This window comes from Streptomyces altiplanensis (assembly GCF_053591575.1).
This window is the reverse complement of the sequence record NZ_JBSFUB010000011.1, coordinates 123657-143360: the sequence shown is the minus strand read 5'-3', so window position 1 is coordinate 143360 and position 19704 is coordinate 123657. Positions and strand designations below refer to the sequence as shown.

Genomic DNA, 19704 nt, shown 5'->3' with positions numbered 1-19704 from the left:
CATCGTCCGCGCGCTGGAAGTGATCGAAATCACCGGCAAGCCGTTCACGGCCAACCTCCCGGGCCCCGACTCGGTGTACGACACCGTCCAGATGGCCGGTTCCTCAGGCCCGTCCGGCACATCGAGGACCGGGGTCCGGGGCGGAGCCCCCACCACCCGGCTACCCGGCCGGCTCCCGCTTCGGGAAGACCGTGTACGCCGCCGCGACGACCACGTTGATGCCGATCAGGAAGAGCATCTTCTCCTGCCACATCCGCAGCGACCCGATGTCCCCGTCTCCCCCGACGTACCAGACCGCCGCCTGGAGCAGCCCCAGGGCGACCGCCGCGGCCAGGATCCAGTGGGCCGCGAGCTTCCACTCGTGCACGGCGCGGGCCGTCCCGTACTTCGGTGGCGGCACCGGCGCCGGCCCGCCCGCGAAGCGGTGGGCGAACCGGGCGTCGACCCACTTGATGGTGCGGTGGCCCAGCCCCACCGTGAAGCCGATGTAGACGGCGGCGAGTCCGTGCTTCCAGTCCGGTTCGGCGCCGTTCTTCAGGTCGACGGCCGTGACGGTCAGCAGCAGGACCTCCAGCAGCGGTTCCATGAGCAGCACGGCCGCCCCGGCGCGCGGCATCCCCGCCAGGTAGCGCAGGGCGAGGCCCCCCGCCAGCAGTACCCAGAAGCCGACCTCGCAGATGACGATCAACGTGACGATCACGGGACTCTCCTCTCCGTTACGCTCCCACCCTCCCGTCCCCGAAGCCGTGAATCGTCGTCGCCGGTGACGAACCCCCACTGCATCCTTCGATGTAGCCGCGGCTCACCCCGCACGGGGAGGACGAGCCGGTCCGTACCGTGTTGGATGGTGGCGTGACCCGGTTCCCCCGCCCCCACCGCGACGACGTCCTCATCGCGGTGACCGGCCTGTTCGGCGGAGCCCTGCTGTGGGGCCTCGGGCTGCACATCACGCCCGACCGCGGCCTCCTGCCGCCCTGGGTGACGCTCGTACCGCTCGCCGTGACGGCCTTCCTGGAACTGCTGCGCAGGTCGTGCCCCCGTGCGGCCCTGCTCGTCGGCACGCTCGCGGTGATCGCGGACCAGTTCACCCACGGCAACCTGGCCACCGTCCTCATGTTCACCGACCTGATGTACGCCGGCGTGGTGTACGGAACCCCCGCGTCCGCCCGCCGGATCCCGGTCGTCAGCGGTCTGGTCACCGTCGCCGTCACGATCGCCGCCCTGGCCTGGTTCCGCCGGCCGGAAGCGCTGCTCCTCGGTGTCGTCACCGGTCTGGTCTCCCTCGCGCCCGCCGTCACCGGCGCCACCCTGCGCAACCACCGCCAGGCGGCCGAGGCGGCGCGGCTGCGCGCCGAGCAGACCGCGCTGCTGGCCGAGATCGACCGCGGCCAGGCCATCGTGGCCGAGCGGTCCCGGATGGCGCGCGAGCTGCACGACATGGTCGCCAACCACCTCTCGGCCATCGCGATCCACTCCACGGCCGCGCTGTCCATAGGAGAGCCGAAGGCGTCGGCGGACGCGCTGGCCGTCATCCGCGAGAACAGCGTCCAGGGCCTGGCCGAGATGCGCCGCCTCATCGGACTGCTCCGGGACGCCGGAGGAGCGGGCCGGGAACCCGCCGTCGCCCCCTCGCTCGACGGACTCGACGCCCTCCTGGGCCAGGTGCGTACGGTCGGCGCCGACAGCGGTCTCGCCTTCGCCCTCGACGACGGACGCGAGGCGGGCGGCCGGCTCCCGGCCCCGGTCGAGATGGCCGCGTACCGGATCGTCCAGGAGTCCCTGACCAATGCCCTCAAGCACGCCTCCCCCGGGACGGTCACCGTGTCGCTCGCACACACCGGCCGGCGGCTGACGGTGCGGGTGACCAGCCCGTACGGAGAGCGGCCGGGCCCGCGCGCGCCCGGTTCCGGGGCCGGTCTGGTGGGGATGCAGGAGCGGGTGTCGCTGCTCGACGGGACGCTGGAGGCGGGCCCGCTCACCGCGGCGGACGGCACGAAGATCTGGCAGGTACGGGCACAGCTGCCCGCAGAGGACGATACGGAGCTCTCCGCATGACGATTCGGGTGCTGGTCGCGGAAGACCAGTCGGCGGTACGGGCGGGCCTGGTGCTCATCCTGAACAGCGCTCCGGACATCGAGGTGGCCGGGGAGGCCGGGGACGGCGAGGCTGCGGTCAGGATGGCCCGCGAGCTGCGCCCGGACCTGGTGCTGATGGACGTGCAGATGCCGCGTCTGGACGGGGTGACGGCGACCCGGCAGGTGGTGGCGGAGCAGCTCGCCGACGTCCTGGTGCTGACCACCTTCGACCTCGACGAGTACGTCTTCGGGGCGCTGCGCGCGGGGGCCGCGGGCTTCCTGCTGAAGAACACCGACGCGAAGGACCTGATCGAGGCGGTACGTACGGTGGCGCGCGGCGAGGGTCTGATCGCGCCCGCCGTCACCCGCCGGCTGATCGCGGAGTTCGCGTCGCCCGTGCCCGTACGGTCCGCGGACGCGCCGGATCCGGCCGTGCTCGATTCACTCACCCGGCGCGAGCGCGAAGTGCTGTCGTGCCTGGGCGAAGGGATGTCGAACGCGGAGATCGCCCTGCGCCTGTCCATGGCCGAGGCGACGGTGAAGACGCACGTGAGCCGCCTGCTGGGGAAGCTGGAGCTGCGCAGCCGGGTGCAAGCCGCGGTACTCGCTCAGGAGTTGGGCATCTGACCGCCCGGTGTCCCCGGGATGATCCCCGGCTGGACTCCGGTGGTCCAGACCTCTTGACGATTGGTCCAGACCTTCCTACGCTCGCCGCACCGCAGTGGTGAGCGTGTCATGTCAATTCGGTGTGCTCACCGAGCGGCGCAGGTCCCATCCCCTTTCACCGCCGGACCTCTCTCTCGGGAGCACCCTTGAGTACATCGACCCCCCTACGCACCCGCTTCAAAACCCGGGCGGCAGCCGGACTGACCGCGCTGATCGTGCCCCTCGCCGCCATGGTCGGCCTCGCCTCCCCCGCACAGGCCGCCGAGTCGGCGACCGCCTCGTACACCAAGAGCTCCGACTGGGGCACCGGCTTCGAGGGGAAGTGGACGGTGAAGAACACCGGCACCACCACCCTCAGCGGGTGGACCGTCGAGTGGGACTTCCCGGCCGGTACGTCCGTCACCTCCGCCTGGGACGCCGACGTCACCAGCTCGGGCAACCACTGGACCGCCAAGAACAAGAGCTGGGCCGGCAGCCTGGCCCCCGGCGCCAGCGTGTCCTTCGGCTTCAACGGAACCGGCACCGGCTCCCCCAGCGGCTGCAAGCTCAACGGCGGCTCCTGCGACGGCGGCTCCGTGCCCGGCGACACCCCGCCGACCGCCCCCGGCACCCCCTCCGCGAGCACCATCACCGACACGTCGGTGAAGCTCTCGTGGACCGCGTCCACCGACGACAAGGGCGTCAAGAACTACGACGTGCTGCGCGACGGCGCCAAGGTCGCGACGGTCACCACCACGTCGTACACCGACAGCGGCCTCACCGCGGGCACCGACTACTCGTACTCCGTCCAGGCCCGTGACACCGCCGACCAGACGGGCCCGGTCAGCGGCGCCCGCGCGGTCAGGACCACCGGCGGGGGCACGGACCCCGGCCCCGGGCCGGGCGACCAGGTCAAGCTGGGCTACTTCACCGAGTGGGGCGTCTACGGACGCAACTACCACGTGAAGAACCTGGACACCTCCGGCTCCGCCGGCAAGATCACGCACATCAACTACTCGTTCGGCAACGTCCAGGGTGGCAAGTGCACCATGGGCGACAGCTTCGCGGCGATCGACAAGGCGTACACCGCCGACCAGAGCGTCGACGGCAAGGCCGACACCTGGGACCAGCCGCTGCGCGGCAACTTCAACCAGCTGCGCAAGCTCAAGGCCAAGCACCCGAACATCAAGGTGCTGTGGTCCTTCGGCGGCTGGACCTGGTCCGGCGGCTTCACCGACGCCGTCAAGAACCCGGCCGCGTTCGCCGACTCCTGTTACAAGCTGGTGGAGGACCCGCGCTGGGCCGACGTCTTCGACGGCATCGACCTGGACTGGGAGTACCCGAACGCCTGCGGTCTGTCCTGCGACACCAGCGGCCCGGCCGCGTTCAAGAACATGATGCAGGCCATGCGCACCAAGTTCGGCACGGACAACCTGGTCACCGCCGCCATCACGGCGGACGCCACGGCCGGCGGCAAGATCGACGCCGCCGACTACGCCGGAGCGGCCGCGTACTCCGACTGGTACAACGTGATGACGTACGACTTCTTCGGCGCCTGGGCCAAGAACGGTCCGACCGCCCCGCACTCCCCGCTGACCTCGTACACCGGCATCCCGCAGGCCGGCTACACCTCGGCCGACGCCATCGCCAAGCTCAAGGCGAAGGGCGTGCCGGCGAAGAAGCTGCTGCTCGGCATCGGCTTCTACGGGCGCGGCTGGACGGGCGTCACGCAGAAGGAGCCGGGCGGCACGGCGACCGGCCCCGCCGCCGGCACGTACGAGTCGGGCATCGAGGACTACAAGGTCCTCAAGACCAAGTGCCCGGCGAACGGTACCGTCGCGGGCACGGCGTACGCCCACTGCGGCACCGACTGGTGGAGCTACGACACCCCCGCGACCATCGCCTCGAAGATGAGCTGGGCGAAGGGGCAGGGCCTGGGAGGCGCGTTCTTCTGGGAATTCAGCGGCGACACCGCCAATGGCGAGCTGGTGACCGCGATCAACAACGGTCTGAAGTAGTAGAGGTCCACCGCACAAAGGCTTGAAACAGTCGGGGGGACGGGTCAGTGACCCGTCCCCCCGACTGCTTTCTGCGCGGTCTACGCCACGTTGACGCGCTGGCCGGGAGGCGCGGCCTCCAGCCAGGCGAGGAAACCGGTGAGAGCGTCCTCGCTCATCGCCAGCTCCAGCCGCGTGCCGCGATGCGCGCAGCCGAGGATGCAGGCGTCGGACAGCAGCGCCAGCTCTTCCTCGCCCTCGGGAGCGCGGCGCGAGAGCACCTCGATCGCCGAGCGCTCCAGGACGCGGCGCGGGCGGGGGGCGTACGAGAAGACGCGGAACCAGTCGATGCGGTCGCCGCTGTAGCGGGCGACGCCGTACACCCACCCCTTGCCCGAGGTGTCGGGCTCCTCGGGGGTGTTCCAGCGCAGACTGCAGTCGAAAGTGCCGCCGGAGCGCTGGATCAGCCGCCGGCGCAGCCCGAAGACGAACAGTCCCACCAGTACCAGCACGACTACCGAGCCGCTCACGAGCAGAGCGAGGAACATATCCACCGACCTCCTCGCTTCATCCAGTACCAGTAAGAGAACAGAAGTCCCAGCTGTATCGCCTCAGCCGCGACCCGCTCTGGAGTATCCAGTACGGGCCGCGGCTGAAGTCACAACGTGTCGGTGCGGGACTCAGTGTCCCGCGACCGCGCGCAGTCGGACGTCGGCGCGGCGCTCGGCGGCGGCGTCCGCCTCCGCCTTCGCCCGCTCCAGCGCCCGCTCGGCACGCGCGGCGTCGATCTCGTCCGCCAGCTCGGCGATCTCCGCGAGCAGAGACAGCTTGTTGTCGGCGAAAGAGATGAACCCGCCGTGCACAGCGGCGACGACAGTGCCGCCGTCACTCGTACGGATCGTCACCGGGCCCGACTCCAGCACACCCAGCAGCGGCTGGTGACCGGGCATGACGCCGATGTCGCCGGACGTGGTGCGCGCGACGACCAGGGAGGCCTCGCCGGACCAGACGTTACGGTCCGCCGCGACCAGCTCGACGTGCAGCTCAGCAGCCAAGGTGGCTCCTCGGGTCACCACCCGGCGGTTGTGCCGGGTGTTGGGTCAATTCTAGGGGGCGTACGGAGAGGGGCGGGACGGACCCGCCCCTCTCCCATGAGTCGCGTGAGTCACGCGGCTCGGGTGGTTCAGGAGACGCCGAGCTCCTTGGCGTTGGCCTTGAGGTCCTCAATGCCACCGCACATGAAGAACGCCTGCTCGGGGAAGTGGTCGTAGTCGCCGTCGCAGATCGCGTTGAACGCGGTGATCGACTCGTCGAGCGGTACGTCCGAACCGTCCACGCCGGTGAACTGCTTGGCGACGTGGGTGTTCTGCGACAGGAAGCGCTCGACGCGACGGGCGCGGTGGACAACGAGCTTGTCCTCTTCGCCCAGCTCGTCGATACCGAGGATCGCGATGATGTCCTGGAGGTCCTTGTACTTCTGGAGGATCCCCTTGACACGCATGGCGGCCGCGTAGTGGTCCGCCGCGATGTAGCGCGGGTCCAGGATGCGGGACGTCGAGTCCAGCGGGTCGACCGCCGGGTAGATGCCCTTCTCCGAGATCGGACGCGACAGAACGGTCGTCGCGTCCAGGTGGGCGAAGGTGGTCGCCGGCGCCGGGTCGGTCAGGTCGTCCGCGGGGACGTAGATCGCCTGCATCGAGGTGATCGAGTGACCGCGGGTCGACGTGATGCGCTCCTGCAGCAGACCCATCTCGTCGGCCAGGTTCGGCTGGTAACCCACTGCGGACGGCATACGGCCGAGCAGCGTGGAGACCTCGGAGCCGGCCTGGGTGTAACGGAAGATGTTGTCGATGAAGAAGAGCACGTCCTGCTTCTGCACATCGCGGAAGTACTCCGCCATGGTCAGACCGGCGAGGGCGACGCGCAGACGGGTGCCCGGGGGCTCGTCCATCTGACCGAAGACAAGCGCCGTCTTGTCGATGACGCCGGACTCGGCCATCTCCTCGATGAGGTCGTTGCCCTCACGGGTACGCTCACCGACGCCCGCGAACACCGACACACCGTCGTGGTTGTTGGCGACGCGGTAGATCATTTCCTGGATCAGAACGGTCTTGCCGACACCGGCACCACCGAACAGACCGATCTTTCCACCCTTGACGTACGGGGTGAGAAGGTCGATGACCTTGACGCCGGTCTCGAACATCTCGGTCTTCGACTCGAGCTGGTCGAACGAGGGGGCCTTGCGGTGGATGGGCCACCGCTCGGTCACCTCGGCCTCGGCCTCGGGCTTGTTCAGGATCTCACCAAGGGTGTTGAACACCTTGCCCTTGGTCATCTCGCCGACGGGGACGGTGATGCCCTCGCCCGTGTTGGTCACCGGGGCCTGGCGGACCAGGCCGTCGGTGGGCTGCATCGAGATCGTACGGACCAGGCCCTCACCCAGGTGCTGGGCGACTTCGAGGGTCAGTGTCTTGATCTTGCCGTCCTCGGCCGGGTCTGCGACCTGGACCTTGAGGGCGTTGTAGATCTCCGGCATCGCGTCGACGGGGAACTCCACGTCGACGACCGGGCCGATGACCCGGGCGACGCGGCCCGTGGCGGCGGCCGTCTCAACAGTGGTCGTCATTACTTGTCACTCCCCGCGGTCGCGTCGGCCAGGGCGCTGGCGCCACCGACGATCTCGCTGATTTCCTGGGTGATTTCGGCCTGGCGGGCCGCGTTGGCAAGCCGGGAGAGGCTCTTGATGAGTTCCCCGGCGTTGTCGGTCGCCGACTTCATCGCGCGGCGGCGGGCGGCGTGCTCGGAAGCGGCGGCCTGCAGCAGTGCGTTGTAGATGCGGCTCTCGACGTAGCGCGGCAGCAGAGCGTCGAGGACGTCCTCCGCCGACGGCTCGAAGTCGAACAGCGGAAGGATTTCGCCCTTCGTACCGGACTCCTCCGCGGCCTGGTCGAGGCTGAGCGGCAGCATCCGGTTCTCCACCGGGTTCTGCGTCATCATCGACACGAACTCGGTGAAGACGATGTGGAGTTCATCCACGCCGCCCTCGGCCGTTTCCGTCTCGATCGCCTTGATCAGCGGCGCGGCGACGCTCTTGGCGTCCGCGTACGTCGGACTGTCGGTGAAGCCCGTCCACGACTCCGCGACCTTGCGCTCGCGGAAGTTGTAGTAGGCGACGCCCTTGCGGCCGACGATGTACGTGTCGACGTCCTTGCCCTCACCGCGGAGCCGCTCCGTCAGCCGCTCCCCCGCCTTGAGGGCGTTCGAGGAGTAGCCGCCGGCCAGACCGCGGTCGCTCGTGACGAGCAGGACAGCGGCCCGGGTCGGCTTCTCGACCTCGGTGGTCAGGGCGTGCTTGGTGGTGGAGCCGGTCGCCACCGCGGTCACCGCACGGGTGAGCTCGGTCGCGTACGGCGTAGAAGCCGCCACCTGGCGCTGCGCCTTGACGATGCGCGAGGCGGCGATCATCTCCATCGCCTTGGTGATCTTCTTGGTCGCGGTGACGGATCGGATGCGACGCTTGTAGACCCGGAGCTGGGCTCCCATGAGTCAGGTCCCTTCCGTCGTCACTTGGAGACGTTGACGGCCGGCGCGTCCTCGCCCAGGAGCTTGCCGTCCGAGGTCTCGAACTGCCGCTTGAAGGCGGCGATGGCGTCCGCGACCGACGTCAGGGTGTCGTCCGACATCTTGCCGCCCTCGGCGATGCTGGTCAGCAGCTCCTTGCGCTCGCGGCGCAGGTGCTCCAGCAGCTCGCTCTCGAAGCGACGGATGTCCTCGACCGGGACGTCGTCCATCTTGCCGGTGGTGCCGGCCCAGACGGAGACGACCTGCTCCTCGACGGGGTACGGGTTGTACTGCGGCTGCTTCAGCAGCTCGACCATGCGCTTGCCGCGCTCCAGCGCCGCCTTCGAGGCCGCGTCCAGGTCGGAACCGAAGGCGGCGAACGCCTCCAGCTCGCGGTACTGGGCGAGGTCCACACGCAGTCGGCCGGAAACCTGCTTCATGGCCTTGTGCTGGGCGGAGCCACCGACGCGCGAGACCGAGATACCGACGTTCAGCGCCGGGCGCTGGCCCGCGTTGAACAGGTCGGACTCCAGGAAGCACTGGCCGTCGGTGATGGAGATGACGTTGGTCGGGATGAACGCCGACACGTCGTTCGCCTTGGTCTCGACGATCGGCAGACCCGTCATCGAACCGGCGCCCATGTCGTCGGAGAGCTTGGCGCAGCGCTCCAGCAGACGCGAGTGCAGGTAGAAGACGTCGCCCGGGTAGGCCTCGCGGCCCGGCGGACGGCGCAGCAGCAGCGACACGGCGCGGTAGGCGTCGGCCTGCTTCGACAGGTCGTCGAAGATGATCAGGACGTGCTTGCCCTGGTACATCCAGTGCTGGCCGATGGCAGAACCGGTGTACGGCGCCAGGTACTTGAAGCCGGCCGGGTCGGAAGCCGGGGCGGCGACGATCGTCGTGTACTCGAGCGCGCCCGCCTCCTCCAGCGCACCGCGAACGGACGCGATGGTGGAGCCCTTCTGGCCGATGGCGACGTAGATGCAGCGCACCTGCTTGTTCACGTCGCCCGAGCGCCAGTTGTCGCGCTGGTTGATGATCGTGTCGACAGCCAGAGCGGTCTTGCCGGTCTGACGGTCGCCAATGATCAGCTGACGCTGGCCACGGCCGATCGGCACCATCGCGTCGACGGCCTTGTAGCCGGTCTGCATCGGCTCGTGGACCGACTTGCGGACCATGACGCCGGGGGCCTGCAGCTCGAGGGCGCGACGGCTGTCGGTCGCGATCTCGCCGAGACCGTCGATCGGGTTGCCGAGCGGGTCGACGACGCGGCCGAGGTAACCCTCGCCGACGCCGACGGAGAGCACCTCACCGGTGCGCTGCACCGGCTGGCCCTCCTCGATACCGCTGAACTCGCCGAGGACGATCGCGCCGATCTCCCGCTCCTCGAGGTTGAGGGCGAGACCGAGGGTGCCGTCCTCGAACTTCAGCAGCTCGTTCGCCATGGCCGAGGGAAGACCCTCGACCTTCGCGATGCCGTCGCCGGCAACGCTTACCGTTCCGACCTCCTCGCGCGAGGCCGCGTCCGGCTGGTACGACTGGACAAAGTTCTCCAGCGCGTCCCGGATCTCCTCCGGCCGGATCGTGAGCTCCGCCATCTGGGTTCCCTGCTCTCCTTGTTGGGCCCGAAGTTCTTGGGGGTCTGGGGGCCGACCCCCAGGAATCTTCTGCAATCTCTGCACGGCCCAACCGGGCCGCTAGCGATACGTGTTCAGTTGGTGCTGGTCAGCCGGCCATGCGGCGGGTCGCCTCTTCGAGACGGTCCGCGATGGTGCCGTTGATGACCTCGTCGCCGACCTGTACCTGGATGCCTCCGAGGACCTCGGGGTCCACGTCGAGATTCAGGTGCATCTGGCGTCCGTACAGCTTCGCCAGTGCGGCGCCGAGGCGCTGCCTCTGCTGGTCGGTGAGCGGCACCGCCGAGGTGACGACGGCGACCATGCGGTCCCGGCGCGCCGCGGCGAGCTTGGACAGGGACTCGAGTCCCGCCTCCAGGCTACGTCCACGCGGCTGAACCACGAGACGTACCACCAGACGCTCGGTGACCGGGTTGGCCTTGCCACCGAGCAGGCTGCGCAGCAGCTCGCTCTTGGCGGAGACCGGCGCCGACTTGTCGGTCAGCGCGGACCGCAGCCCGGAGTCGGACGCGACGATCCGGCCGAACCGGAACACCTCGTCCTCCACCTCGTCCAGCGCGCCGGCCTGCTGCGCCGCGGTGAGGTCGGCGGTGGCCGCCAGCTCCTCCAGCGCGTCGACCAGGTCACGCGACTGCGACCAGCGGGAGCGGACCATGCCGGAGACCAGGTCGGCGGCGTCGCCGCCCACCTGACCGCTCAGCAGTCGCGCGGCCAGCTGGGCCTTGGCCTCGCCGGCCTGCGCCGGGTCGGTCAGGACCCGACGCAGCGACACCTCGCGGTCGAGCAGCGCGGTGACGGCGGACAGCTCACCAGCGAGCTTCGCCGCGTCGACCGACGTGGTGTCGGTCAGCGCGTCGAGACGCTCACGTGCGGCAGCCAGTGCCTCGCGGCTCGCTCCGTTCATCGGGCGGCCTCGGCCTTCTCCTCGAGCTCGCTGAGGAAACGGTCGATCGTGCGGCTCTGCCGGGCGTGGTCCTCGAGGGACTCGCCGACGAGCTTGCCGGCCAGGTCGGTGGCGAGCTTGCCCACGTCCTGGCGCAGCGACAGTGCGGCCTGCTTGCGGTCCGCCTCGATCTGGGCGTGGCCGGCTGCGATGATCTCCTCGCGCTGGCGCTGACCCTCTGCGCGAAGTTCTTCCTTCAGCACAGTGCCCTGTTCCAGCGCCTCCTGGCGCAGGCGGGCGGCCTCGTGGCGGGCCTCGGCGAGCTGGGCCTTGTACTGCTCCAGCACGCTCTGGGCCTCGGTCTGGGCCTCGTCCGCCTTCTCCATGCCGCCCTCGATCGCCTCGCGGCGCTCGTCCAGAACCTTGTTGATGTTCGGGAGGAGCTTCTTGGCGAGGAAGCCGAAGACGATGACGAAGGCGATCAGACCGATGACCAGCTCGTCGAGATGCGGGACGAGAGGATTTTGAGGCTCCTCCGCCGCAAGGAACAGAGCGTTCACATCAGTGCCTTCCGTGAAAGGGGTTGGGCTGTCGGTCCGGCTTACTGGTAGACGAAGCCCATGACGATGCCGATAAGGGCGAGCGCCTCACAGAAGGCGAAACCCATGATCTGGTTGGTGCGGATCAGGCCGGCAGCCTCGGGCTGACGGGCAAGGGCCTGGGTGCCGTTACCGAAGATGATGCCGACGCCGACGCCGGGACCGATCGCCGCGAGGCCGTAGCCGATCGAGGCGACGTTGCCGACCACGTTCTCCTTGGCGCTGGCGGCGAGGTTGACCATTTCGAGAGCAGCGGACATGCCGTTACTTCCTTCTCTTTCACGGACCGGTGGGGGTTGGCCACCGACGTCTGTTGGTTCTGGGTGCGGGGCTGGCTCAGTGGCTCTTGGCGAGCGCGCCCTGGATGTAGCTGGAGGCCAGGAGCACGAAGACGTACGCCTGGACGGCCTGGATGAACAGCTCGAAGACCGTCATCACCAGGACCATGAGGAACGAGACGCTGCCGTAGGCAATGCCGATGCCGTTCATCAGGTACCAGGAGGCCAGCGTGAACATCACGATCAGCAGGTGACCGGCGAACATGTTCGCGAACAGTCGGACCGCGTGGGTGAAGGGCCGGATCAGCAGGTTCGAGAAGAACTCGATCACCACGACCAGCGGCATGACCCAGCCGAGCGACTTGTCGTAGCCGGTGATGTTCTTCCAGCCGCCGACGAATCCGTGCTTCTTGAAGGTCAGGCTGACCCACAGGACATACACGATCAGTGCCAGACCGGCCGGGAAGGCGATCAGTGAAGTGACCGGGAACTGGGCGAGCGGAATGATCGACCAGAGATTGAGAATCCACACGAAGAAGAACAGCGACACCATCAGCGGGACGTACTTCTCGCCGTCCTTCTTGCCGATGATCTCGTACACGATGCCTCGGCGTACGAAGTCGTAGCCCGCTTCGCCGATCATCTGGACCTTGCCCGGCACCAGCTTCGGCTTGTTGAAGGCCGCCCAGAAGAAGGCGACGATCAGGACCGAGCCCAGCAGCGCGAGCAGCATCGGCTTCGTGAACTCAAAACCCGCCACCGTGAAGATGGGCTTGTACACGAAGGTGTGGAGACCCGGAGCCGGGAACCCGCATCCGGTGAAAATGTGGCAGCTCGCATCAAAGGCAAGCGTTGTGTCAGCACTCACCGCGGGCTCCTTCAGCGTGGCGCATAGGTACGGCAACCTCGTTGTGTCGGCGCGGCACGGAGCCGCGGGTCGGCACTGGACTGGTGGTCTTACGGACGTGGGCGGGGCGGTTCGGCAACGAGCCTCGCGCTGGGACAGGCGTCAGCTCGGATGCCCGCGCCCGCAGTGCCGCAGTTGGCACCGGACGATAGCAGCATCTCGAACGGTCATTTATCCCGGCCCTACCCTTCACGACGAACGCCCTGTCTTGCCGGGCTTCTCGGCCTCGGACGAACTGGGGTCGACGTAAAGGATCTTGGCCTTCATGTAGGAGCGCGCCTGTGCCGCGATCCAGACGACAGTTGTCGCGAGAAGCGTGAAGGCGAACGCCTTGAAGTCGAACAGGTCGGATCCCTTGAACAGCGCCAGGAAACCGAAAAGCAGCAGCAACTGAGTCACATAGAGCAACAGCCCCATGGCCTGAAACAGATGCGGCAGCCGCTTCGCCGTCCGCTGGAGCGCCAACAGACCGATCCCCATGAAAGCGATGACCACTGCCGTGCCGACGACTGCTCCGAGCGCCCCCTTGCCACCGGCGACCACTCCGCAGACGGCGACGGCGACAGCGCCGACGACAGCGGTGGGTACGGCGGTTTGAAGGAAAATGCGGGCGTCGTTGGACGGCATGGCGGCAGCTCCGCTTGCTGGTGGGGGCAGTAGGTGTCGTCATGGACGAGCGTAAGCCGGACCGAGGGGGTCACCTCTGTCCGAAGGGCCGTCGCACTGCGGCCCCTCGGCCTGTCGCCGGGTCTCGTGAACGGTATCACAAACTATTTGATGAGGTCTTTACCAAGACGGTGTGCTGGCTGTCACACATGAGAGTGACAGTGCCCGTCTGCGCAAGACATCTTCACCCTTTGTCTGGTAATGAGACCCGATGCGTCAAATCGTCAGCGGGACGTTCCGGCTTTCCGCCGCTCGGGGAGACGCGAACGGGGCCCGATGGCGGTCGCCCCGTTGACGCCCGCGGGAATGGGAGAGCGTTCTTCCGGTTCGTCGGTCACCGGGGCCCCGTCCGCCCCGGCCGGCTTCTCTTCCTCCTGCGCCATGGCTGAGAAAGCCGCCGCGCGGCTCCTGCGGTAGCGCGGTGGAATGAAGGACTCCGCCCAGCGCGGAGCGCGCGGCGTGAAGCGCGGGAGGAGCAGGAGCACCAGGCCGACCGCGCTGAGCGCGACGATGCCGAGCACGATCCACATGCTGGCCGAGTGCACCGAGTACGCGACGGCGCCGAAGGCGATCAGGGCCGACCAGAAGTACATGATCAGCACCGCCCTGCTGTGCGAGTGGCCGATCTCCAGCAGCCGGTGGTGCAGGTGCCCGCGGTCCGCCGCGAACGGCGACTTGCCCTGCCAGGTACGCCGCACGATCGCCAGCAGCAGGTCCGCGACCGGGATCGCGATGATCGTCAGCGGCAGCAGCAGCGGGATGAAGACCGGCAGCATCGCGTGCGTGACCTCGCGCGTGCTGCCGCCCGGGAGGAAGAGCTTCATCGCGTCCGGGTCGACCTGTCCCGTGACCGAGATCGCTCCGGCCGCCAGGACCAGGCCGATCAGCATCGATCCCGAGTCGCCCATGAAGATCCTGGCCGGATGCATGTTGTGGGGCAGGAAGCCCATGCACATGCCCATCAGGATCGCGGCGAAGAGGGTGGCGGGCGCGGCCTCCTCGATGCCGTAGCCGTACCAGATCCGGTAGGCGTACATGAAGAACGCCGTGGAGGCGATGCAGACCATGCCGGCGGCGAGACCGTCGAGACCGTCCACGAAGTTCACCGCGTTGATGGTGATCACGACGAGCGCGACGGTGAGCAGGTTGCCCTGCCAGGCGGTCACCGAGACCGGGCCGACGCCGGGCACCGGGAGCCACAGGATCGTCAGGCCCTGCATGACCATCACGCCGGCGGCGATGAACTGGCCGCCCAGCTTGATGAGCGCGTCGATCTCGAACTTGTCGTCCAGGACGCCGATGAGCCAGATCACCGCGGCGCCCGACAGCAGCGCGCGCGGCTCGTTCGACAGTTCGAAGACGCTGTTGAGGTTCTGCAGGTGGTCCGCGACCAGCAGACCGGCGCACAGGCCGCCGAACATCGCGATGCCACCGAGCCGGGGAGTCGGCTCCCGGTGTACGTCGCGGGCACGGATCTCCGGCATCGCGCCGGTCGCGATGGCGAACTTCCGCACCGGTCCGGTCAGCAGGTATGTCACCGCCGCCGTAACGCAGAGCGTCAGCAGATATTCACGCACGGGCAGCCCCACAGGTATCGCCGGCCATCTCAGCCCCACACCCTAGCTTTGTGACCACATGCTCCAGGACGTACGGGTACCTGTTGATGGTTGCACGACTCATTTCCGGACCGGATACGGAGGGAAGTTCCCGGCCAGATCGCGCACCCGGGCCGCGACCTTCCCGCCCTCCCCCCGCAGCGCCGCCGAGAAGAACACCGCGATGCGCGCCATCTCGGCCTCGCCCATCCCCTGAGTGGTGACGGCCGCGGTTCCCAGGCGGATGCCGCGCTCGTCGCCGTACGGCAGGGCGCAGCAGTCCACCACCAGGCCGGCCGCCGACAGCCGGCCGCGGGCCGTGCGGCCCTCCACGCCCAGCGGGGCCGGGTCCGCGGTGATCAGGTGGGTGTCCGTGCCGCCGGTGGTGACGGCGAAGCCCTCCGCGGCCAGGGCCCCGGCCAGTGCGCGCGCGTTGACGACGACCTGGTGGGTGTACGCCGCGAAGGCGGGGGTCGCCGCCTCGCCGAAAGCGACCGCCTTGGCGGCCACCGAGTGCATCTGGGCGCCGCCCTGGGTGAAGGGGAAGACCGCGCGGTCGATGCGCTCGGCCAGCTCGGCGCCGCACAGCAGCATGCCGCCGCGCGGGCCGCGCAGCACCTTGTGCGTGGTGGCGCAGACGACGTCGGCGTACGGGACCGGGCTCGGCGCCGCTCCCCCGGCGACCAGGCCGATGGGGTGCGCGGCGTCCGCGACGAGGTAGGCGCCGACCTCGTCGGCGATGTCGCGGAAGTGCGCGTAGTCGGGGTGCCTCGGGTAGGCGATGGAGCCGACGACGATGGCCCTGGGGCGGTGCGTACGGGCGAGGAGGCGTACCTGGTCGTAGTCGATCAGCCCGGACTCGTGGTCGACGCCGTAGCCGACGAAGTCGAACCAGCGGCCGGAGAAGTTGGCCGGGGAGCCGTGGGTGAGGTGTCCCCCGTACGGGAGGCCCATGGCCAGGACGGTGTCGCCGGGGCGCAGCAGCGCGGCGTACGCGGCGAGGACGGCGGCGGATCCGGAGTGCGGCTGGACGTTGGCGTGCTCGGCGCCGAAGAGGGCCCTCGCGCGGTCGACGGCGGTGCGTTCGGCGACGTCGACCAGCTCGCAGCCGCCGTGGTGGCGGGCGCCGGGGTACCCCTCGGCGTACTTGTTGGCGAGCGGGGAGCCGAGGGCGGCGAGGACGGCGGGCGAGCAGAAGTTCTCGGCCGCGATGAGCTGGAGGCCGGTGGCTTCGCGGTGCAGTTCGCCGAGGACGACGTCGGCGATCTCCGGGTCCTGGCGGCGGAGCTCGTCGAAGCCCGCGCCGAGGACGGCGTGCTCCTGCTGAACGGGTGCTGCGGTGACCGGCATGGCTGGCTCCGGGCCTGGCGAAGGGGTGCGGCCCCTCCAATGTAGGACGGGCCCGGCCGCCCTGCTCGCCGTACGGCGCGTCGCTTCGTCCCCGCCCCGCTCCTTCTCGCCGCGACACCTCGCGGCTCCGTCCCGTCAGGTGCGGGCGGGGGAGAGGAAGCCCGTCAGCCGGTGCGGGCCGGCGTTCCCGTGAGCGCCGTGACGACCGGGTCCAGGGCCGTGTTGATCTCGTCGCCGACGGAGCGGAAGAAGGTGATGGGGGCGCCGTACGGGTCGTACACCTCGTCGGCCTCCACGCTCGGGGCCAGCAGCCAGCCGCGCAGGGCCGCCGCGGCCCGTACGAGGGAGCGTGCGCGCTCCACCACGCCGTCCTGGAGGGGATCGGGCAGGGTGGCCGGGTCGATGGCCCGTACGAGCCGGGTGAACTCCTTGAGCGTGAACGTGCGCAGGCCCGCCGAGTGGCCCATGGAGATGACCTGGGCACGGTGGTCGCGGGTCGCGGTCAGGACCAGGTCGGCGCGGATGACGTGCTCGTCGAGCAGCTCGCGTCCGGTGAAGCCCGCCGCGTCGGCGCCGAAGTCGGCGAGGACGGCGGCGGCGTTGGCCTCCATGGGGGCGCCTTCGTGCCCCCAGGTGCCCGCGCTCTCCACGAGGAGCCCGCGGGTGAGCGGGTCGCCCAGGCGGTCGGTGAGGGCATGGCGGGTCAGCCGCTCGGTGATCGGCGAGCGGCAGACGTTGCCGGTGGAGACGTGGAGGATACGGAAGGTGTCGCTGGTGCCTCCGGCTATGCCACGCCCGTCAAGGGCGGTCAACTGGCCACCTCGAGGTCGGGTACGACCTTGCGCAGTTCCTCGGCGTCGAGGGCGCCGGCCCGCAGCAGGACCGGGACCTTGCCCGTGACGTCGACGATCGACGACGGGACGATGCCGGGGGTCGGGCCGCCGTCGAGGTACACGGAGACGGAGTCGCCGAGCATCGCCTGGGCGGCGTCGCAGTCCTCGGGGGCGGGGTGTCCCGTGAGGTTGGCGCTGGAGACGGCCATCGGGCCGAACTCGGTGAGCAGCTCGATGGCGACGGGGTGCAGCGGCATGCGGACGGCGACGGTGCCGCGCGTCTCGCCCAGGTCCCACTGGAGGGACGGCTGGTGGCGGGCGACCAGGGTCAGGGCGCCGGGCCAGAACGCGTCGACGAGCTCCCACGCCTGCTCGGAGAAGTCGGTGACCAGGCCGTGCAGGGTGTTCGGGGAACCGATGAGGACGGGCGTGGGCATGTTGCGGCCGCGTCCCTTGGCCTCCAGGAGGTCGCCGACGGCCTCCGCGCTGAAGGCGTCGGCCCCGATGCCGTAGACGGTGTCGGTCGGCAGGACGACCAGCTCGCCACGGCGGACGGCGGCCGCGGCTTCGCGCAGACCGGTCTTGCGGTCGGTCGCGTCGTTGCAGTCGTATCGCCGTGCCATTTAACGGGCCTCCTCGTGCGGGAACTGATGTGTGCGGCCGGCGGTCACGGCATGGCCTTGCGGGCGGTCGCGAAGCGGGGCCGGTTGTTGAGGTCGGGGTGGTCGGCCGCGTCGGCCCAGCCACGCTCCTCGGTGAAGATCCACGGCACCTGGCCGCCCTGGGTGTCGGCGTGCTCGATGACGACGACGCCGCCGGGACGCAGCAGGCGGTGGGCGGTGCGCTCGATGTGGCGGATCAGGTCGAGGCCGTCCTCGCCGGAGAAGAGGGCCATCTCCGGATCGTGGTCGCGGGCCTCGGGGGCGACGTACTCCCATTCGGTGAGCGGGATGTACGGCGGATTGGAGACGACCAGGTCGACCTGGCCGTCGAGCTCCGGGAGCGCGTCCCGGGCGTCGCCCTGGTGGACGGTGACGCGCGATCCCTCGGCGTTCTTGCGGGTCCACTTGATGGCGTCGTCGGACAGCTCCACGCCGTGCACCCGTGAGCGCGGGACTTCCTGCGCCATGGCGAGCGCGATGGCGCCGGAGCCGGTGCACAGGTCGACGATGAGCGGCTCGACGACGTCCATGGCCCGTACGGCGTCTATCGCCCAGCCGACGACCGACTCGGTCTCGGGGCGCGGCACGAAGACGCCGGGACCCACCTGGAGCTCCAGGAAGCGGAAGAAGGCGCGGCCGGTGATGTGCTGCAGCGGTTCGCGGGCCTCGCGGCGCGCGATCGTCTCCCAGTAGCGGGCGTCGAAGTCGGCGTCCTTGACGTTGTGCAGCTCACCCCGCTTGACACCGTGCACGAACGCGGCGAGCTCCTCCGCGTCGAACCGCGGTGAGGGCACGCCGGCGTCGGCCAGCCGCTGGGTGGCCTGGGCCACCTCGGCGAGCAGCAGATTCATCCCGGTCCTCCGACTTGCAGGGGGCTTTGCTGGCTTACGGGCTTACTGGCTTTCCTGGGCCGCCGCGAGCTTGGCGGCGGAGTCGGCGTCGACGCAGGCCTGGATCACGGCGTCCAGGTCCCCGTCGAGCACCTGGTCCAAGTTGTACGCCTTGAAGCCCACGCGGTGGTCCGAGATCCGGTTTTCCGGGAAGTTGTACGTGCGGATCTTCTCCGAGCGGTCGACCGTGCGGACCTGGCTGCGGCGTACGTCGGAGGCTTCCTGCTCGGCGGCCTCCTGGGCCGCGGCGAGCAGCCGCGAGCGCAGGATGCGCATGGCCTGCTCCTTGTTCTGGAGCTGGCTCTTCTCGTTCTGGCAGGAGGCGACGACGCCGGTCGGCAGGTGCGTGATGCGCACGGCCGAGTCGGTGGTGTTGACGGACTGGCCGCCGGGGCCCGACGAGCGGTAGACGTCGATGCGCAGGTCGTTCGCGTGGATCTCGACGTCGACCTCCTCGGCCTCGGGCGTGACCAGCACGCCGGCGGCGGAGGTGTGGATACGGCCCTGGGACTCGGTGGAGGGCACGCGCTGCACGCGGTGCACGCCGCCCTCGTACTTCAGCCGCGCCCAGACGCCCTGGCCGGGCTCGGTCGCGCCGTTGCCGCCCTTGGTCTTCACGGCGACCTGGACGTCCTTGTAGCCGCCCAGCTCGGACTCGGTGGCGTCGATGATCTCGGTCTTCCAGCCGACGCGCTCCGCGTACCGCAGGTACATGCGCAGCAGGTCGCCGGCGAACAGGGCCGACTCGTCGCCGCCCGCGCCCGCCTTGACCTCGAGGATGACGTCCTTGTCGTCGCTGGGGTCGCGCGGGACGAGGAGCAGCCGGAGCTTCTCGGTGAGCTCGGCCTGCTGCTTCTCCAGCAGTTTCAGCTCGGCTGCGAAGTCCGGGTCGTCGTGGGCGTACTCGCGCGCCGTGACGATGTCCTCGCCGGTCTGCTTCCAGGCCCGGTACGTCCCGATGATCGGGGTCAGTTCGGCGTAGCGCTTGTTCAGCTTGCGCGCGTTCGCCTGGTCGGCGTGGACCGAGGGATCGGCCAGCTTCTTCTCGAGATCGGCGTGCTCGCCGATCAGATCCTCGACCGCCTCGAACATCTTCGGGCTCCTGGGTTGCAAAAAAACGAAAGGG

The 19704-nt window shown here is 69.3% G+C and carries 20 protein-coding genes and 1 pseudogene; 4 read left to right on the top strand and 17 right to left on the bottom strand.

Annotated features, from left to right (window positions below; all coding sequences use genetic code 11):
- Positions 1-94: pseudogene (locus tag ACWD0Y_RS08385) on the top strand (tRNA (adenosine(37)-N6)-dimethylallyltransferase MiaA); the annotation flags it as partial.
- Positions 95-160: 66 nt separating this feature from the next.
- Here ACWD0Y_RS08385 and ACWD0Y_RS08380 read toward each other — a convergent pair.
- Positions 161-700, bottom strand: a complete 540-nt coding sequence (locus ACWD0Y_RS08380) for a hypothetical protein (protein WP_450259593.1) — start codon at positions 698-700, stop codon at positions 161-163.
- 152 nt (positions 701-852) lie between these two features.
- Here ACWD0Y_RS08380 and ACWD0Y_RS08375 point away from each other — a divergent pair, with 152 nt between their 5' ends.
- The 3 genes from ACWD0Y_RS08375 (at position 853) to ACWD0Y_RS08365 (ending at position 4738) form a co-directional block, all read left to right on the top strand.
- A complete protein-coding gene (locus ACWD0Y_RS08375) occupies positions 853-2055 on the top strand; it encodes a sensor histidine kinase (RefSeq protein WP_450259592.1) in 1203 nt (400 codons plus the stop codon).
- Positions 2052-2702 (top strand): response regulator, encoded by a 651-nt coding sequence (locus tag ACWD0Y_RS08370; protein ID WP_450259591.1) that lies wholly within the window; start codon positions 2052-2054, stop codon positions 2700-2702. The genes ACWD0Y_RS08375 and ACWD0Y_RS08370 overlap by 4 nt, the downstream gene beginning before the upstream one ends.
- 185 nt (positions 2703-2887) lie before the next feature.
- A complete protein-coding gene (locus ACWD0Y_RS08365; RefSeq protein WP_450259590.1) occupies positions 2888-4738 on the top strand; it encodes a glycosyl hydrolase family 18 protein in 1851 nt (616 codons plus the stop codon).
- An 80-nt stretch (positions 4739-4818) separates the two neighbouring features.
- Here ACWD0Y_RS08365 and ACWD0Y_RS08360 read toward each other — a convergent pair whose 3' ends face one another.
- From ACWD0Y_RS08360 to prfA, 16 genes are all read right to left on the bottom strand, one after another.
- Positions 4819-5265: a DUF2550 domain-containing protein gene (locus ACWD0Y_RS08360; protein WP_093799017.1), complete on the bottom strand. Its 447-nt coding sequence runs from the start codon at positions 5263-5265 to the stop codon at positions 4819-4821.
- A gap of 132 nt (positions 5266-5397) precedes the next feature.
- Entirely contained in the window at positions 5398-5772 is a 375-nt protein-coding gene (locus ACWD0Y_RS08355) for a F0F1 ATP synthase subunit epsilon (protein ID WP_093799018.1), read from the bottom strand.
- 128 nt (positions 5773-5900) lie between these two features.
- Positions 5901-7343: a F0F1 ATP synthase subunit beta gene (gene atpD / locus ACWD0Y_RS08350; protein ID WP_093799019.1), complete on the bottom strand. Its 1443-nt coding sequence runs from the start codon at positions 7341-7343 to the stop codon at positions 5901-5903.
- Entirely contained in the window at positions 7343-8260 is a 918-nt protein-coding gene (locus ACWD0Y_RS08345) for a F0F1 ATP synthase subunit gamma (RefSeq protein WP_450259589.1), read from the bottom strand. The genes atpD and ACWD0Y_RS08345 overlap by 1 nt, the downstream gene beginning before the upstream one ends.
- A gap of 20 nt (positions 8261-8280) precedes the next feature.
- Positions 8281-9876: a F0F1 ATP synthase subunit alpha gene (gene atpA, locus ACWD0Y_RS08340; protein ID WP_093799021.1), complete on the bottom strand. Its 1596-nt coding sequence runs from the start codon at positions 9874-9876 to the stop codon at positions 8281-8283.
- A 127-nt stretch (positions 9877-10003) separates the two neighbouring features.
- Complete coding sequence (locus ACWD0Y_RS08335) at positions 10004-10819, bottom strand: F0F1 ATP synthase subunit delta (protein WP_450259588.1); 816 nt, start codon at positions 10817-10819, stop codon at positions 10004-10006.
- Complete coding sequence (locus ACWD0Y_RS08330; protein ID WP_450259587.1) at positions 10816-11358, bottom strand: F0F1 ATP synthase subunit B; 543 nt, start codon at positions 11356-11358, stop codon at positions 10816-10818. The genes ACWD0Y_RS08335 and ACWD0Y_RS08330 overlap by 4 nt, the downstream gene beginning before the upstream one ends.
- A 41-nt stretch (positions 11359-11399) precedes the next feature.
- The gene (gene atpE / locus ACWD0Y_RS08325) at positions 11400-11657 is read right to left on the bottom strand and encodes an ATP synthase F0 subunit C (RefSeq protein WP_215133573.1); all 258 of its coding nucleotides are present in this window, start codon (positions 11655-11657) and stop codon (positions 11400-11402) included.
- A 76-nt stretch (positions 11658-11733) separates the two neighbouring features.
- On the bottom strand, positions 11734-12543 hold the full coding sequence (gene atpB / locus ACWD0Y_RS08320; RefSeq protein WP_450259586.1) for a F0F1 ATP synthase subunit A: 810 nt from the start codon (positions 12541-12543) through the stop codon (positions 11734-11736).
- 228 nt (positions 12544-12771) lie between these two features.
- Positions 12772-13209, bottom strand: coding sequence for a hypothetical protein (locus ACWD0Y_RS08315; protein ID WP_450259585.1), 438 nt, complete (start codon positions 13207-13209; stop codon positions 12772-12774).
- A gap of 263 nt (positions 13210-13472) precedes the next feature.
- Positions 13473-14825 carry an MraY family glycosyltransferase gene (locus ACWD0Y_RS08310; protein WP_450259584.1) on the bottom strand — a complete coding sequence of 451 codons (1353 nt, stop codon included), beginning with the start codon at positions 14823-14825 and terminating at the stop codon, positions 13473-13475.
- Between the two features lie 99 nt (positions 14826-14924).
- Positions 14925-16193, bottom strand: coding sequence for a serine hydroxymethyltransferase (locus ACWD0Y_RS08305; RefSeq protein WP_450259583.1), 1269 nt, complete (start codon positions 16191-16193; stop codon positions 14925-14927).
- Between the two features lie 164 nt (positions 16194-16357).
- The gene (locus tag ACWD0Y_RS08300; RefSeq protein WP_450259582.1) at positions 16358-17005 is read right to left on the bottom strand and encodes an arsenate reductase/protein-tyrosine-phosphatase family protein; all 648 of its coding nucleotides are present in this window, start codon (positions 17003-17005) and stop codon (positions 16358-16360) included.
- The gene (locus ACWD0Y_RS08295; protein WP_093799029.1) at positions 17002-17649 is read right to left on the bottom strand and encodes an L-threonylcarbamoyladenylate synthase; all 648 of its coding nucleotides are present in this window, start codon (positions 17647-17649) and stop codon (positions 17002-17004) included. The genes ACWD0Y_RS08300 and ACWD0Y_RS08295 overlap by 4 nt, the downstream gene beginning before the upstream one ends.
- A gap of 44 nt (positions 17650-17693) precedes the next feature.
- Complete coding sequence (gene prmC / locus ACWD0Y_RS08290; RefSeq protein ID WP_093799030.1) at positions 17694-18539, bottom strand: peptide chain release factor N(5)-glutamine methyltransferase; 846 nt, start codon at positions 18537-18539, stop codon at positions 17694-17696.
- A 42-nt stretch (positions 18540-18581) separates the two neighbouring features.
- Positions 18582-19670, bottom strand: a complete 1089-nt coding sequence (gene prfA / locus ACWD0Y_RS08285) for a peptide chain release factor 1 (protein ID WP_450259581.1) — start codon at positions 19668-19670, stop codon at positions 18582-18584.
- Positions 19671-19704 lie beyond the last annotated feature (34 nt).